14 protein-coding genes and 1 other RNA gene are annotated in these 15,586 nt (G+C 57.5%); 4 read left to right on the top strand and 11 right to left on the bottom strand.

What is annotated here, in order from left to right:
* Positions 1–11: 11 nt before the first annotated feature.
* The 10 genes from ABFV38_RS19350 to kbaZ all read right to left on the bottom strand — a co-directional run bounded on the left by ABFV38_RS19350 (position 12) and on the right by kbaZ (position 10,199).
* Positions 12–1,184, bottom strand: a complete 1,173-nt coding sequence (locus ABFV38_RS19350) for a PatB family C-S lyase (RefSeq protein ID WP_235403216.1) — start codon at positions 1,182–1,184, stop codon at positions 12–14.
* A 12-nt stretch (positions 1,185–1,196) separates the two neighbouring features.
* Positions 1,197–2,768 carry a maltose/glucose-specific PTS transporter subunit IIBC gene (gene malX / locus ABFV38_RS19345; RefSeq protein ID WP_045415298.1) on the bottom strand — a complete coding sequence of 524 codons (1,572 nt, stop codon included), beginning with the start codon at positions 2,766–2,768 and terminating at the stop codon, positions 1,197–1,199.
* 115 nt (positions 2,769–2,883) lie between these two features.
* The gene (kbaY, locus tag ABFV38_RS19340) at positions 2,884–3,756 is read right to left on the bottom strand and encodes a tagatose-bisphosphate aldolase subunit KbaY (RefSeq protein WP_048225073.1); all 873 of its coding nucleotides are present in this window, start codon (positions 3,754–3,756) and stop codon (positions 2,884–2,886) included.
* A gap of 12 nt (positions 3,757–3,768) precedes the next feature.
* On the bottom strand, positions 3,769–4,914 hold the full coding sequence (locus ABFV38_RS19335; RefSeq protein ID WP_045910081.1) for an SIS domain-containing protein: 1,146 nt from the start codon (positions 4,912–4,914) through the stop codon (positions 3,769–3,771).
* 246 nt (positions 4,915–5,160) lie between these two features.
* The gene (nagA, locus tag ABFV38_RS19330; protein ID WP_348957854.1) at positions 5,161–6,294 is read right to left on the bottom strand and encodes an N-acetylglucosamine-6-phosphate deacetylase; all 1,134 of its coding nucleotides are present in this window, start codon (positions 6,292–6,294) and stop codon (positions 5,161–5,163) included.
* A complete protein-coding gene (gene agaF / locus ABFV38_RS19325) occupies positions 6,291–6,725 on the bottom strand; it encodes a PTS galactosamine/N-acetylgalactosamine transporter subunit IIA (protein ID WP_045355421.1) in 435 nt (144 codons plus the stop codon). The genes nagA and agaF overlap by 4 nt, the downstream gene beginning before the upstream one ends.
* Positions 6,726–6,741: 16 nt before the next feature.
* Positions 6,742–7,620, bottom strand: coding sequence for a PTS N-acetylgalactosamine transporter subunit IID (gene agaE / locus ABFV38_RS19320; RefSeq protein ID WP_348957852.1), 879 nt, complete (start codon positions 7,618–7,620; stop codon positions 6,742–6,744).
* Positions 7,610–8,389, bottom strand: coding sequence for a PTS N-acetylgalactosamine transporter subunit IIC (gene agaW / locus ABFV38_RS19315; RefSeq protein ID WP_024906387.1), 780 nt, complete (start codon positions 8,387–8,389; stop codon positions 7,610–7,612). The genes agaE and agaW overlap by 11 nt, the downstream gene beginning before the upstream one ends.
* Positions 8,390–8,399: 10 nt before the next feature.
* Positions 8,400–8,873: a PTS N-acetylgalactosamine transporter subunit IIB gene (gene agaV / locus ABFV38_RS19310; protein ID WP_023333561.1), complete on the bottom strand. Its 474-nt coding sequence runs from the start codon at positions 8,871–8,873 to the stop codon at positions 8,400–8,402.
* A gap of 18 nt (positions 8,874–8,891) precedes the next feature.
* Positions 8,892–10,199, bottom strand: a complete 1,308-nt coding sequence (gene kbaZ / locus ABFV38_RS19305) for a tagatose-bisphosphate aldolase subunit KbaZ (protein WP_348957850.1) — start codon at positions 10,197–10,199, stop codon at positions 8,892–8,894.
* 239 nt (positions 10,200–10,438) lie between these two features.
* Here kbaZ and ABFV38_RS19300 point away from each other — a divergent pair, with 239 nt between their 5' ends.
* Complete coding sequence (locus tag ABFV38_RS19300; protein ID WP_045415290.1) at positions 10,439–11,242, top strand: DeoR family transcriptional regulator; 804 nt, start codon at positions 10,439–10,441, stop codon at positions 11,240–11,242.
* 46 nt (positions 11,243–11,288) lie between these two features.
* Here ABFV38_RS19300 and garD read toward each other — a convergent pair whose 3' ends face one another.
* Complete coding sequence (gene garD, locus ABFV38_RS19295; protein WP_045415288.1) at positions 11,289–12,860, bottom strand: galactarate dehydratase; 1,572 nt, start codon at positions 12,858–12,860, stop codon at positions 11,289–11,291.
* Positions 12,861–13,234: 374 nt separating this feature from the next.
* On the opposite strand from garD, the gene garL reads away from it, so the two are divergent.
* The 3 genes from garL (at position 13,235) to rnpB (ending at position 15,353) form a co-directional block, all read left to right on the top strand.
* A complete protein-coding gene (gene garL / locus ABFV38_RS19290) occupies positions 13,235–14,005 on the top strand; it encodes a 2-dehydro-3-deoxyglucarate aldolase (protein WP_348957848.1) in 771 nt (256 codons plus the stop codon).
* Between the two features lie 21 nt (positions 14,006–14,026).
* Positions 14,027–14,917 carry a 2-hydroxy-3-oxopropionate reductase gene (gene garR, locus ABFV38_RS19285; RefSeq protein WP_069719922.1) on the top strand — a complete coding sequence of 297 codons (891 nt, stop codon included), beginning with the start codon at positions 14,027–14,029 and terminating at the stop codon, positions 14,915–14,917.
* Positions 14,918–14,976: 59 nt separating this feature from the next.
* Positions 14,977–15,353, top strand: an RNA gene (gene rnpB, locus ABFV38_RS19280) — RNase P RNA component class A.
* Positions 15,354–15,586 lie beyond the last annotated feature (233 nt).

Here is a 15,586-nt window from a genome sequence, read left to right as displayed (position 1 = left end):
TTAGATCCTTATCAGTAATGCTTCAGCATTCGGGTGATGGACTGCTCCAGCCAGTAGCGCTGGGTGCCGAAGTTGATCCGCAGGTAGTTTTCGCCGTTTTGCACGTAGTGGCTGCCGTCTTCAATGACCACGCCCGCCTGCCGGGCAAAATGTTGGGTTAACTGGGTGGCGTTGCGCTCGTCGGCGCTCACGTCTATCCAGGCCAGATACGACGATTCCGGGTTCATCATCTTCCACGTCGGGAAGTGGGTCTGAATAGCGTCCGCAAGGTAGCGCGCGTTGCCTTGCAGATACCCGTTCAGCGCGTCGAGCCACGGCAGACCGTGCTGATAGGCGAGGATAATCCCCCATACGCCGAACATATTGGGGGAAGTAATCGAGTTCTTCTCAAGCTGCTGGCGGAAGCGCTGGCGCAGCGAATCGTCCGGGATCATCGAATAAGACGTTTTCAGCCCGCCCAGGTTGAAGGCTTTATTGGGCGACGTCAGCACGATCAGGTTGTCCTGCGCGGCACAGCCCGAAGTCAGACAGCTGACGAATGTACCGTCCAGAATGTGCTCGGCGTGAACCTCATCGACCACCAGAATCGTGCCGTAGCGCTTACAGAGATCGGACACCTGCCGTATCTCATCTGCGCGCCAGATTCGGCCCGAGGGGTTATGCGGCGAGCAGAAAAACCACAGTTTTGGACGGTGGGTTTTGAGCTGATCTTCAATCAGATTAAAATCCAGCTGATAGCGGTTTTCCTTCACGCTCAGCGGATTTGCAAGTACCCGCACGCCCTGACGCTGTGCTGCCATCGCAAACGGATCGTAGACCGGCGTGTTCATCATCACGCTGTCGCCAGGCTGGCAGAACGCCTGAACCGTGTAATGCAGGGTGGAGACGGTGCCGTAGGTCAGCGTGATCCACGATCGGTCTACCTCAACCTGATGACGCGTGCGCTGAAAGGCGATCGTCGCGTCGTAGAATTCGTCGAAGCACCACGTATAGCCAAAGGTGCCGTGCTCCACGATGCGCCGGAAGCCTTCAATAACGGCGGGCGGCGAGGTGAAATCCATATCGGCGATCCACAGCGGGATAAACCCCTCCGGAACATCACCAAAGCGTGAGCAGACAAACGCATGGTCCCATTTACGGCACTTATCGCTTTTACGCTCGATGATTTTGTCGAAATCAAACACAACGACCCCCTGTTAAATTAAGGCTTCAATGCCGGTTTTGACGCTCTGAACCTGCGGGCCGATGATCACCTGTACGCTGTGAGCATCCAGCACCACCACCGACAGGGCGCCCGCTGCTTTCAGCGCCTGCTGATCGATAAGGCCCATCTCTTTCACCACCAGACGCAAGCGGGTGATGCAGTTGTCGAGCGACTCGATGTTCTCTTTGCCTCCGAGCGCCTGCAGGATAAGCCCATGATCGTATTTCGATTTTCCACGCGCGCGGGTGTTGGCTTCGACGGCCTGCTGTGCAGCCTGTACATCCACTTCACGTCCCGGCGTCTTGATATCGTGTTTGAGGATGTACCAGCGGAAGACGACGAAGTAGATAGCAAACCAGGCGATACCGACCGGGAACAGCAGATACCATTTGGTCGACATCCCCTGCATCACGCCAAAGATCAGCAGATCCAGAATCCCACCGTCGGTGTTGCCGATGGTCACCCCAAGCAGGGCCATCACCATCAGCGCCAGGCCCGACATCACGATATGGAAGGCGTAAAGCGCAGGGGCGATAAACAGGAACAGGAACTCAATCGGCTCTGAAATACCGGTAACGACGGACACCAGCACGCCGGAAAGCAGCAGCCCCTTAATCACCGGGCGGTTTTCCGGACGCGCGGTGCGGTAGATGGCGTAGGCCACGGCAGGTAAGCCAAAGATAAAGGTCGGCATAAACCCTTGTGACAGAAACGCGGTAACGTGCGGGCTAAACGGCAGTCCGGCTTTCAGCTCGGCGTAGAAGATATTCAGCGCGCCGGCCACCTCATGGCCGTTGACCATCTCAATCCCGCCTGCTGGCGTGAAGCGCACCATCGCCAGCAGAATGTGGTGCAGGCCGAAGGGTTTAAGCAGCAGCACGCCCACGCCGTAAAGGAAGGGGCCGAAAACGCTGGTGCTCTGGATAATATGGCCAATCCCGGCAATCCCCAGCGCCACGTATTCCCACAGTAGGGGAATGAACAGCCCGACCAGCGAAAGGGTAAGGGCAGTGATAATCGGTACAAAACGGATGCCGCTAAAGAAGGCAAAGGCGTCGTGGAGGACCGTGTCCTGAAAACGCTCGTGCAGGAAATAGGTAATCACCCCCACCACGATGCCGCCCAGCACGCCCATCTCCAGGGTCTGGATCCCCAGCACGATCGATTGTCCCACCTGTCTCATGGTCGCGGCATCGGCAAGCTGGTGGGTGGCGGTCAGGTAGTAGTTGATGCTCATGTTCATCAGCATGTAGCCAACGAACCCGGCAAAAGCGCCCACGGCCTTGTTGCGTTTCGCGAGGCCCATCGGGATCGCCATGGCGAACATCAGCGGCAGATAGGTAAAGGCGAAGCCGCCCACCATGGCGATAAAGCCAAAGGTTAGCTGCGTTAACTCGCCGCCCAGAAAGGGAAAGCTTTTAATGGTGGAAGGGCTGGTGACGGAGCTACCGATCCCCAGCAGCAACCCCATAAAGGCCAGCAGGGAGACCGGGAACATAAAGGTCTTTCCCAGGCTTTGGAAAAATTCCCACGCTTTCGATTTAAACGACTTTTCCTGTGTCATGTAGGGACTCCTCGGATTTTTAGGATAATGGAAGGCGCTGTCCGGCTTAAGGACGCGCCTTCATATTTGCGAGGCTTATAGTTATTTTTAGGTACTGACGTAATGCGCGATGGGATCAGGCTTCCGCTGGAAGCAGCAGCCGGTTTGCGGAGCCGCAAACGGTGATTTTGCTTCTGACCACCTCTTTCATGGCGTCCATGCCGACCCGCATATAGAAGCGCGGATCGTTGCCCTGCGGGTTGTCGGCAAACCAGGCTTTCACCGCGTCAGAGAAGGCGATTTTCAGCTCGGTTGCCACGTTAACTTTGCACACGCCCAGTTCGATGGTGCGACGCACATCCTCATCCGGCACATCGCTCGCGCCGTGCAGCACCAGCGGCACGGTGACCACTTCACGGATCTCGGCCAGCCGCTGGAAGTCGATTTTTGGGCGCTTGGTATACAGGCCGTGTGCGGTGCCGATGGCGACGGCAAGGCTGTCGACGCCGGTCAGTTCGACAAAGCGTTTCGCCTCCTGCGGATCGGTGAGAAACGCGCTTTCGGCGTCCACGCTCATGTCATCTTCCACGCCGCCCAGGCGGCCCAGTTCGGCTTCGACGCTGCAGTCGTTGAGGTGGCAGAAATCGACCACCGACTTCACCAGCTTCACGTTCTGTTCAAACGGATAGTGGCTGCCGTCGATCATCGCGCTGCGCACACCCGCGTTGACCTTGCGGCGAATATCGTCCAGCGATTCGTGGTGATCGAGGTGTAGCGCCAGCGGCATGTCGTAGGTGAGGGAGTAGGCGCTGCACAGGGCGTAAATCTCTTCCAGCGCAATATGCTTAAAGGTGCCCGGCGTGCCCGCGAGGATCACTGGCGATCGCATTTCGCTGCACACTTCGAGGATCGCCTGGATCGTCTCCGCGTTGTGGATGTTGAACGCCGGAACGGCATAGCCTTTTGTCTGCGCGTCCTGGAGAAGATATTTCGTCGAGATAATACTCATAATCAGATCCTCTTAAGCCTGCCACGGATGAATAACAACGCCCTGCACCACGCGGTTGACCGTCCCGCTGGCGGATGGCGTATCGGGCGTATTGCCTACGCTGAGCGACTGGGTAAGGGCAAAGACCTGCGCATACATCAGGAAGCAGAACGCCTGTTCCATATCGCTAAACGGACGGGAAGGCGGCAGGAGAATATGCGGCCCCGCTTCAATGGCCGGATCGTTTTCAGCGGCGATGGCGACGACGCGCAGGGCCTGGCGATCGCGGCGCAGTTCGGCCAGCAGATCCAGATCGTACTGACGCGTATACGGATGGCTGGAGATGAACACCACCACCAGCGTTTCGTTATCCACCAGCGACTTCGGCCCGTGACGGAAACCGGTGGGGGAATCGTAGAATGCCGCCAGCTTGCCCGCCGTCAGCTCCAGCACCTTCAGCGCCGATTCGCGCGCCGCGCCCTGCAGACCGCCGCTTCCCAGATACACGATCCGTTTCCACGGTTCGCTGCCAAAGACGCCATGGCTGAAATCGCCGAGCGAGGTGAGGATCGCCTGACAGCGATCGGCCACGTCGCGGAAGGTGTGACTGTTGATCGTTTCCGGGGCGAATACGGCCAGACAGCTCGCCATCATGGTGGTGATACTGCTGGTCATCGCGAACCCGCGATCGTGCGTTTCGGCAGGCATCAGCAGGGCATAAGCGTTATCGCTGTCGACGGCGGTCTGGTACAGGCTTCCGGCCTCGTTACAGGTGATCGACAGGTGGTAGCACTCCGGTACGAACTGATTGGCCAGCTCAACGGCTGCGACGCTTTCCGGACTGTTGCCGGATCGGGCAAACGAAACCAGCAGCAGCGGATGCGCAGGGCTGAAGTAATCCATCGGGTTTGTGACCAGGTCAGTGGTCGGGACGGCGGAGATAGTTTTCCCGGTGTGGCTCGCAAGCCATGGCGCAATGATATCGCCGATAAACGCGGACGTGCCCGCGCCGGTCAGGACGATCCGCAGATCGTGCTTGCGCAGCAGCGGCGTCAGGAAGCTGTCGATCGAAGAACGCAGGCTATCGATATTGTTGAGCGAGCGGATCCAGCTGGCAGGCTGCTGGCGGATCTCTTCCTCGGTCCAGGTGCCGGTTGCGGCGGTGGTAGTTTGTGGCATAACTCAATCCTTAGTCGTGTGAATTCCACATCAGACGCTGGCAATCGTGTCGCTATCTTTCGTTTCGTTTCACTTGTTCACTTTAGCAGTTAAATAAAATCTATAGAAAAGAAATCGAAACATCAATGAAAGAAAAGAAATAAAACGAAAAGTGTGATCATGAAAGGAAGAGGCAGATTAAAGGAAAGGAAAAGAAAGGCCTTACGATTTCAGGCCGTAAAGCCAAAAGGAGACACAATGAAAGGGCTAAAGGGGGAGAGCCTGGCCCTGAATCCAGATCTGCTGGAGGTGTAAACCCCCGTTCAGCGCGTTGAGATTCGCGCGTTTACCCGGCGCTAACGAACCGAGTTGATTATCCATGCCCAGCAGGCGGGCGGGATGCAGCGAGGCCATATGAATGGCGTCTTCGGCAGTGATACCTGTATGTTCCACCATATTGCGTACAGCGGCATCCAGCGAGAGCGTGCTCCCGGCCAGCCCGCCGGAGCCGGTTCGAACCACGCCGTTTTGCATCGTGACCGTTTCACCACAGAGCGTATACCGACCATCCGGCATACCGGCTGCCTGCATAGCATCGGTGATCAGCACCAGGCGTTCTTTTGCGCAGCAACGGCATAACCGCATGGCTCCCGGATGGACATGGTGGCCGTCGGCAATCAGCTCCAGCCACGCCCGTTTGTCCGTCAGCCCTGCGCCGACCATGCCGGGTTCCCTGTGGTGCAGTCCCGTCATGCCGTTATAGCAGTGCACCAGCCCATCGGCACCCGCGTCAAACGCGGCGAGGGTTTGATCAAACGTAGCGGCGCTGTGGCCCAGCATCACGCGTATTCCGCGCTGTTTGAGATGGCGAATCGCCAGCAACGCGCCAGGTTTTTCCGGCGCCAGCGCCACCACCCGTAACGTGCTCAGTGAAACGTCAATCAGGCCGTCCAGCTCGGCGACATCCAGTTCCCGGAACAGGTCAGGCGGATGCGCCCCTTTGTTCTGCGGCGTAAAGTACGGTCCTTCCAGGTAGCTGCCCAGGATCTGCGCGCCGGGGCCGCCCGACTGACAGCGACGGGCGATTCGCGCGAGCGCGCCGTGGATAGCCTCCAGCGGCGCGGTAACGGTGGTGGGTAAAAAGGCGCCCACGCCTTCGCGCGCTTTATGCATCGCGAGAATATTCAGCACGTCAGGCGCATCATCCATTACGTCCACGCCAGCGCCGCCGTGGACGTGCGTATCGATATACGCCGGGCAGAGCAGTTCCGCATCGCGCGACGTCACGCCCGCCGGGACAGGCTCAATAGCCGCAATCACGCCGTTTTCAATGCGTAGCTGGTGGTCATCCAGCCAGCCCTGTTCGGTAAGCACCCGCCTCGCGCGCAGCAGCTGCCTCATATCCCTTCCTCGGCAGGGGCTTCCTCGCGACAGCGTCCCAGTTCGTCTACGAGGCTGGTCAGGCCGCGGTGCCCGCACTCCAGCGCCTGCAGACGAAACGCTTCGCTGCTTAATCCGTCGCGCTCCAGCACCATCTCCAGCAGTAGCTGCAGGTTGGTCCCGGTGATCACTTCGCTGCCCGGCCGTTGCATGGCGAGCGTCGATGCTACGCGAAACGGCGTGCCGCCGAGCAAATCGGTGAGAAACACAATATCGTGCTCTGCATCGAGTTCACTCACCGCCTGCTCAAGCTGAGCGGTCAGTCGCGCGGTGGTGGATGTTTCAGGAAAATCGATGGCGATAAACTGCGGCTGTTCGCCGAGGATCTGCTTCATCGCCTGCTCAAGCCCGCTGGCAAAACCGCCGTGACCCGTCAAAATAATGCCTAACATCGCAACCTCTTTGCTTTTACAGGAAATGACAGAACTTACCGACTACGCCCAGCAGCACGGTGATACCAATCAGACGCAGCGGGCTCCAGCCGCGGCGTACCAGCCAGAACATGGTCAGGGTGTAGACCAGCGGCAGGAACGCGGGCATCAGCTTGTCGATAACGTCGGCCTGCAGTTTGACGACGGCATCACCCGCCTTGATTTCAAGCGTCGTATTGAGTCGGACATACGTTGCCACCAGCGCGCCAATCACCGTCATCCCGACGATAGACGCCGCGTGACCGACCTTTTTGGTGTTGGCTTTGATCAGCGGAATGGCCGCCACGCCCATCCGGTATGCGTAGTGCGCCAGACCAAAACGCAGGCCGAGGTGCACCACGTTAAACAGCACGATAAAGATCACGGCCCCCAGAATCGACCCTTGCAGCGCCAGGCTGGCGCCGATACCGCCGCAGATGGGCAGCAGGGTTAGCCAGAACATGGCGTCGCCGATACCGCCGAGCGGCGCGCCGACGGCAATTTTGGTGCTCTGGATGCTGTTCACATCCTGCTTGGAGCGCTCCATCGCCAGAATGATGCCGATAACAAAGGTCACCAGGAACGGGTGGGTGTTAAAGAAGCCCATATGGCCTTTCATGGCGCGCGCCAGATCCCGCTTGTTGGAGTGGATCTTTTTCAGCGCGGGCAGCAGCCCGTACAGCCAACCGGAGGCCTGCATACGTTCATAGTTAAACGAGGCCTGCAGCAGCATTGAACGCCAGGCCACGCGGTTAATATCTTTTTTCGTCAGTTCGGCACCGATGCTCTGGTCTTCGTAGACGTTTTCGTTGACGCCGGTCAGCAGCGTCTCTTCGGATTCAGACACGCCCGGTAACGTTGTTTGATTAGATGCCATCTTCGAATTCCTCTTTCTGGGCCGCAGGAGCCGTCGGTTCAGGTGATTTACGCATCAGGTCGATCAGCGCCATGGCCAGCGCGGCGGCCGCAATCGCCAGCACCGGAAGCTTGAGCCAGGCGGCGGCGACAAAACCGATAATGAAGTAAGGGATGTAGACGTTTTTCATCATGATCTTCAGCAGTACGGCGAAGCCGATGGCAGGCATGATGCCGCCCGCAACGCCGAGGCCGTCAATCAACCGTGCCGGCAGAACATCAATGGCGGTTTTCGCATGTTCCGCACCGAAGTAGATCGGCAGGAAGGCGCACAGAAAATAGAAGATGCCGAGCGCCAGCAGCGCAAGATAGTTCACCCGTTCAATACCGTGAGTATCTGCATTGGCCGCCATGCGATCGCAGCGTGACATCACGCCGGACATCACCGAGAAGAGGAACGTAATTCCCATCTGTACCGCGACGGCAAACGGGACGGCGACGCCAACGGCAACTTCTGGCTTCACCCCGGTGCTGATGGCAAATGCGGTACCCACAATGGTGCCGATAATGACGTTCGGCGGCTGGGCACCGGCGAGCGGCGCCAGCCCCATCCAGACCAGCTCTAACGTGCCGCCGGTCAAAATACCGGTATGCAGGTCGCCCAGAATCAGGCCGACCAGCGGCCCGAGCACCACCGGGCGGTGCATGTGCGTTAACCCGTTAAACATATCCAGACCGGCGATAAAGGCGAGTATGCCCAACCCCAGTGCCTGCAACAGACTGATTTCCATTGTGAATCCCTCAGAGCAGTTTAAAGAGATCCAAAGCAGTTTCTGTTGGAACGCCCTGAACGAAGCATTCCACCCCGGCCGCTTTCAGGCCGTTGAACGCGGCGATATCGTTCGCGTCGACAGAGACCGTTTTGGCAATTTGTTGTTTGCCACTGGCGTAGTGCATGTTTCCTACGTTGATACGGGTGATGGGCACGCCTCCCTCAACCAGCTTCAGAAAATCAGCGGGTGATTTGCAGACCAGCAGGATTTTCTGGCGGTCAGCGGCGCGGTGAATGTTGTCGATCACTTTTTGCAGTGACCAGAAGCGCACGGCGATCCCTTCCGCGAGCACCATCTCCATCAGGTTCTGTTGAACCGGATCTTCAGCCACCTCATCGTTGGCGACGAGTACCAGGTTTGCCCCCGCAAACCCCACCCACTGCACGCCCACCTGACCGTGAATCAGACGTTCATCAATGCGGCATAAAACAATGTTTGGCATAGCGCTTTCCTCTTTTTATTATGCGTTTTGCGTTGTTACGCCTTCGCAGGCGGCGTGGTACTGCTGGAGTATGTCCTGAATGTGGTCGATGATGAGTTCCCGTGGCGTTGACTTGAGAGCGCCCTCGCGAACTTTGCCGTACTGCAGCGGCAGGTACTGGCTGATCAGCGGCAGCGGAATGGGCTCGTCTGCAAGGTTGCGCACCAGCCGTTCAAAAGCGTCGTCAATCTGGCTGTCCGGCCAGTAATAGCGCACGCGGTCAGAGTAGCTGTAGCCGCGGGCCAGGCGACGCGCGTTGCCGTCACCGTGGTAATGGCTTTGCCAGTATTCCGGGCGATCGAGCATGACGTTTTCCAGCACGTGACGCAGGCCAGAAACGGCTTTCGCTGGCAGCAGTTCCTCTTCGATGGCGGCCAGCGCGAAGAGCGCTTCGCGCAGGGCGAAGGTCAGGGCAGGGCCAACCTTCAGAATCGCAAAGTGATCGTTGACCAGCTTTCGCAGCGCCTGCGGCGTCTGGTAGTCGGTGGAGTGGGCTTCAAACACCAGCGTGTCGTAGGCTTCAACCATTTTGCTCAGGGCGACGGCTTTCTGCGGCTGATAGTCGCAGACGTGCGCATGGTCGAACTCCACGCCGGGCTGGACGACCAGACCAATAATGCGCGGCCAGATGTCGGTTAAGCCTTCCTTTTCGAATGCATGACGGTGCGCTTCAAGCGTGGCGCGGGCCGCATCCGGCGTGGTGACTTCAAGTTCGGTGAGCGTGTCGTGCGCACCACCGGGAACTGGCACTTCCGTGCCGATAACGTAGACCAGATCGGCTACCCCAAACTGCTCGCGACAGGTCGCTTCGGCAATCTTCGCCAGGCGTGCGGCGCGTCCGGCGACGATCGCATCGGTCAGGGGAACCGGATCGTCCTCACAGGACATGCTGCAGTCGAGGTGGATCTTTTTGAATCCGGCAGAAACATAGCTTTTGATCAGATCGTCTGCGTTGGCCATCGCCTGTTCCGCAGGAAGATTTTGCCAGCGGTTGGGGCCCAGATGATCGCCGCCGAGGATCAGCTGTGACGTCGGGAAACCGAGCGACTCGGCAAGCTGGCAGACAAACCCGTGAAAATCAGCGGGCGTCATGCCGGTATAGCCGCCAAATTGATCCACCTGGTTGGAGGTGGCCTCGATCAGCAGCGGGGATCGATGCGAATGCGCATAACGAATTGCCGCTTCCAGTACCAGCGGATGCGCGGAGCAGACGGCATAGATCCCGTTTGAATTCCCCCGTTTATGGTGTTCCACCATTTCTGTCAGATGTTTCACTTTCCTCTCCATTTCGGATGGCAATGATATTTATCTTTCGTTTTGTTTCATTTAATCCTGCATCATGGTGATATAAAAATAAAACGAAAGATAATGGTTTTCCGATCTGTTTCACAAAAGAAACATAATGAAAGGTTTCAGCGCGATGCCAGCTTGCGTATCGTCACCATGCAGGGCTTGCATTCCCTTAAAGGAAAGGCCTTAATAGGCAAAACGAAATGAAACGAAAGAATATTGATTAAGGAGCTCGTATGAGCAGCACCGATTCATCCGCAGAAAAGCGCATCACCGGCACCAGTGAAAGGCGAGAACAGATCATTCAGCGGTTGCGGGCGCAGGGAAGCGTGCAGGTTAACGATCTGTCTCATCTGTACGGCGTTTCGACGGTGACGATCCGCAATGACCTCGCCTTTCTTGAGAAGCAGGGCATTGCCGTTCGCGCCTACGGCGGGGCACTGATTTGCGAAGGTAATGTGCCGGGCGCTGAGCCTTCCGTGGAAGATAAAAGCTCGCTGAATACGGCGGTTAAGCGCAGCATTGCTCAGGCCGCTGCCGCGCTGGTCAAACCCGGGCACCGCATCATTCTGGATTCGGGTACCACGACGTTTGAAATCGCCCGCATGCTGCGCCAGCACACGGACGTGATTGCGATGACTAACGGCATGAACGTAGCGAACGCGCTGCTGGAAGCGGACGGGGTGGAGTTGCTGATGACCGGCGGGCATTTGCGTCGTCAGTCGCAATCCTTCTACGGTGACCAGGCCGAGCAGTCGCTACAGAATTACCATTTTGACCTGCTGTTCCTGGGCGTCGATGCCATCGATCTCGACCGGGGCGTGAGTACGCATAACGAAGACGAAGCCCGTCTGAATCGCAAAATGTGCGAGGTGGCGGAGCGTATTATCGTTGTCACTGACTCCAGCAAATTTAACCGCTCAAGCCTGCATAAAATCATTGATACGCAACGGATTGATATGATTATTGTCGATGAAGGTATTCCGGCGGAGAGTCTGGAAGGATTACGGAAAAGCGGGATTGAGGTGGTGTTGGTTTAAATTTTTTTTACCCTCTCCCTGGGGGAGAGGGCAGAGTGAGGGGAAGTCACGTCACCGGTGCCGGGTTAAACACCGCCAGCTGGTTGTGTAATCCCCACTGATCCGAAAAGGTTTTCTTCCGCCCGCTGGCGACATCGAGAATGAAGTGGAACAGCTTCCAGCCCACGTCCTCAATGCTCTCTTCTCCGGTGGCGATGGTTCCCGCGTTGATATCCATTAAGTCATACCAGCGGTTCGCGAGCGCGGTGCGGGTCGCCATTTTAATCACCGGCACCGCCATCAGGCCGTACGGCGTGCCGCGCCCGGTGGTAAAGACCTGCACCGTAATGCCGGATGCGACCTGCTGCGTGCCGCACACAAAATCGCTGGCCGGCGTTGCCGCGTAGATCAGTCCGCGTTTCGTCGGGCGCTGTCCCGGAGAGAGCACCTCTGCAATGGCGCTCTGCCCGGATTTGGCAATCGAGCCGAGGGCTTTTTCCACCACGTTTGCCAGGCCGCCTTTCTTGTTCCCGGGGGAGGGATTGGCGCTGCGGTCGGTTTTGCCCATATCGAGATAGTTATCGTACCAGGCCATCTCCTCAAGCAGGCGCTTGCCGACCTCTTCATTAACCGCGCGCGGCGTCAGCAGATGGATGGCGTCTCGCACTTCGGTCACCTCGGAGAACATCACCGTGGCGCCGCAGCGAACAAGCAGATCGGATGCAAAGCCCACCGCCGGGTTGGCCGTCACGCCGGAGAAGGCATCGCTGCCGCCGCACTGGGTGCCCACAACCAGCTCAGAGGCCGGGCACGTTTCGCGCTGGCGGCGGTTGAGCTTGTCCAGATGTCGCTCTGCTACCTGCAAAATATCGTCGACCATTGAGCGGAAACCGACGTGGCGTTCGTCCTGCAGGCGCACGATGCTGGCCTCGTCTGCCGGGATGGCTTTGACATCCTCGGTCCCCTGCAGCAAACGTTCTGGCTGCAATTTTTCACAGCCGAGGCCAATGACCATCACCTCGCCGCCAAAGTTCGGGTTCAGGGCGATATTGTGGATGGTCCGGATAGGCACCACGGCAGCGGGCGCGTTAATCGCCACGCCGCAGCCGTAGAGGTGATTCAGGCCCACCACGCCGTCGACGTTCGGGTATTTTGGCAGCAGATCGCGTTCGATTATTTTCACCACGTAATCCACTACGCCCGCCACGCAGTGCACGCTGGTGGTAATGCCGAGCAGATTTTTGGTGCCGACGCTGCCGTCCGCATTGCGATAGCCTTCAAAGGTATAGCCTTCCAGTGGGGGAAGCGGTTCCGGCACGCGGGTTGCCAGCGGAAGTGTGTTCAGCGGCGGCGCTTCTGGCAGCGCCACCAGCGACTCCTCCACCCAGCTTCCCTGCGGTATCGAACGAACGGCATAGCCGATGACTTCACCGTAACGCACGATTTCGCTGTTAACAGGGATATCCACCAGGGCGACTTTATGTCCCTGCGGAACATGCTCAATCAGTTCCAGCCCGTCCGGAAAGCGGGTTCCCGCTTTTAAGCCATTGTCGTTGACGATAATCGCCACGTTATCGGCGTCGTGCACTTTTATATAAAACGCTGTCGGCGGTGCCTGTCGAATTTCAATGTCGGCCATTGTTCAGTATTCTCCAGCAAAAAGTCTGATAATAAATTCAGCCATTTTTCTAATGGTAGAAATAAATACGCGGCTTTCAGAAATAAAGCATGTCAGCAGAATGAATAGCAAAATGTGATCCCGATCGCTTCAGAACCCGTAATCCTTGATTCTGTGCATTAGCGCCCAGTGCTTTGTGCATATGCAAAAATTTTTATCAAAATATACCGTAATACCTGAGCATTAAAACAATGTGCGGTCGCGGATAGCGTCTTATACTGAATGACGTTTTTATCACGCCAGAATACGGCAGAATAATAAATATCATGCTGGCGGGGTGTCTGAATAAATAAAATGATGCTGAAAAAGGCTGCTGAATTAAAAAGGTAAATACGATGAATAACGCGATCTTCCCGAATAAATTTAAAGCGGCTCTCGCGGCGCACCAGATTCAGATTGGCTGCTGGTCCGCGCTGGCAAATCCCATCAGCACCGAAGTGCTGGGCCTGGCCGGTTTCGACTGGCTGGTGCTGGACGGCGAGCATGCACCGAACGATATCAGCACCTTTATTCCGCAGTTGATGGCGCTTAAAGGCAGCCACAGTGCTCCGGTGGTGCGTGTCCCCACCAACGAACCGGTGATTATCAAGCGTCTGCTGGATATCGGCTTCTACAACTTCCTGATCCCGTTTGTGGAGACGGAAGAACAAGCGGCGCTGGCCGTTGCATCAACGCGCTATCCCCCGGAAGGGATCCGCGGCGTCTCCGTTTCACACCGCGCCAATATGTTTGGCACCGTCCCGGACTATTTCGCGCAGTCCAACAGCAACATCACCATTCTGGTTCAGATCGAGAGCCAGCAGGGCGTTGATAACGTCGACGCGATTGCCGCCACAAACGGCGTGGACGGGATCTTCGTCGGTCCAAGCGATCTGGCTGCCGCCTTTGGCCATCTGGGCAACGCCAGCCACCCTGACGTGCAGCGCGCGATCCAGCACATCTTTGCCCGCGCCAAAGCACACGGTAAACCGTGCGGCATTCTGGCGCCGGTTGAGGCTGACGCACGCCGCTATCTGGAGTGGGGAGCCTCGTTTGTTGCCGTCGGCAGCGACCTCGGCGTTTTCCGCTCGGCTACGCAGAAATTAGCGGACGCTTTTAAAAAATAACCATCATTGAGGAAATAGATTATGACGCTGAAAGTGGGCTTTATTGGCCTGGGGATCATGGGTAAACCAATGAGTAAGAACCTCATCAAAGCGGGTTACTCACTGGTGGTATCCGATCATAATCCACAGGCCGTGGCTGAGGTGATGGCGGCGGGAGCAGAAACGGCCACCACCGCGAAAGCGATTGCCGAGCAGTGCGATGTCATCATCACCATGCTGCCAAACTCCCCGCATGTTAAAGAGGTTGCGCTGGGTGAAAACGGCATTATCGACGGCGCGAAGCCTGGCCTGGTGCTGATCGATATGAGCTCTATCGCACCGCTTGCAAGCCGTGAAATCAGCGAGGCGCTAAAAGCAAAGGGCGTCGATATGCTGGATGCGCCGGTCAGCGGCGGTGAGCCGAAAGCGATCGACGGCACGCTGTCGGTGATGGTCGGCGGTGATAAAGCCGTTTTCGATAAATTTTACGACCTGATGAAAGCCATGGCGGGCTCCGTGGTGCACACCGGAGAGATTGGGGCGGGTAACGTGACCAAGCTGGCAAACCAGGTGATTGTGGCGCTCAACATTGCCGCCATGTCTGAAGCGCTGACGCTGGCAACCAAAGCGGGCGTCAATCCGGACCTGGTCTACCAGGCCATTCGCGGTGGTCTGGCGGGCAGTACCGTGCTGGATGCCAAAGCGCCCATGGTCATGGATCGCAATTTCAAACCCGGTTTCCGCATCGACCTGCATATTAAAGATCTGGCCAACGCGCTGGATACCTCCCACGGCGTGGGCGCACAGCTGCCGCTGACCGCAGCGGTCATGGAGATGATGCAGGCGCTGCGTGCCGATGGCCTGGGCACGGCCGATCACAGCGCAATTGCATGCTACTACGAAAAACTGGCGAAGGTGGAAGTGGCGCGTTAATCACGCCTTACCTATACCTGAGGGTGACAGCGGCGCGCAAACCCTCTATACTGCGCGCCGAAGCTGACCAGACAGTCGCCGCTTCGTCGTCGTCCCTTTCGGGGGAGACGGGCGGAGGGGAGGAAAGTCCGGGCTCCATAGGGCAGGGTGCCAGGTAACGCCTGGGGGGGAAACCCACGACCAGTGCAACAGAGAGCAAACCGCCGATGGCCCGCGTAAGCGGGATCAGGTAAGGGTGAAAGGGTGCGGTAAGAGCGCACCGCGCGGCTGGTAACAGTCCGTGGCACGGTAAACTCCACCCGGAGCAAGGCCAAATAGGGGTTCACATGGTACGGCCCGTACTGAACCCGGGTAGGCTGCTTGAGCCAGTGAGCGATTGCTGGCCTAGATGAATGACTGTCCACGACAGAACCCGGCTTATCGGTCAGCTTCAACTTCTTCTAAAACAATTCGTTGGTGTGCCTCAGGCCTTCACAGGCGAAAATGAAACACAGACTGTGATACAAACGAGGCACACCAACGGCTGTTCCATCCCGACTATCCTGAAACCTGGCAACCGCGACAGCCTTCATTTCTGACTACCTTCAGGTGGTTTTTTCGTATGTCTCTGGATTGCGATTCACGTTTATTCCCTGTCAATATTTGATCTTCAGACCACGCTGGCTCACT

This window comes from Enterobacter cloacae complex sp. Mu1197 (genome assembly GCF_040059225.1).
Classification (GTDB): Bacteria; Pseudomonadota; Gammaproteobacteria; order Enterobacterales; family Enterobacteriaceae; genus Enterobacter; species Enterobacter quasiroggenkampii.
Note: the sequence above shows the minus strand (reverse complement) of the source record. Positions and strands in the feature narration are given on the sequence as shown.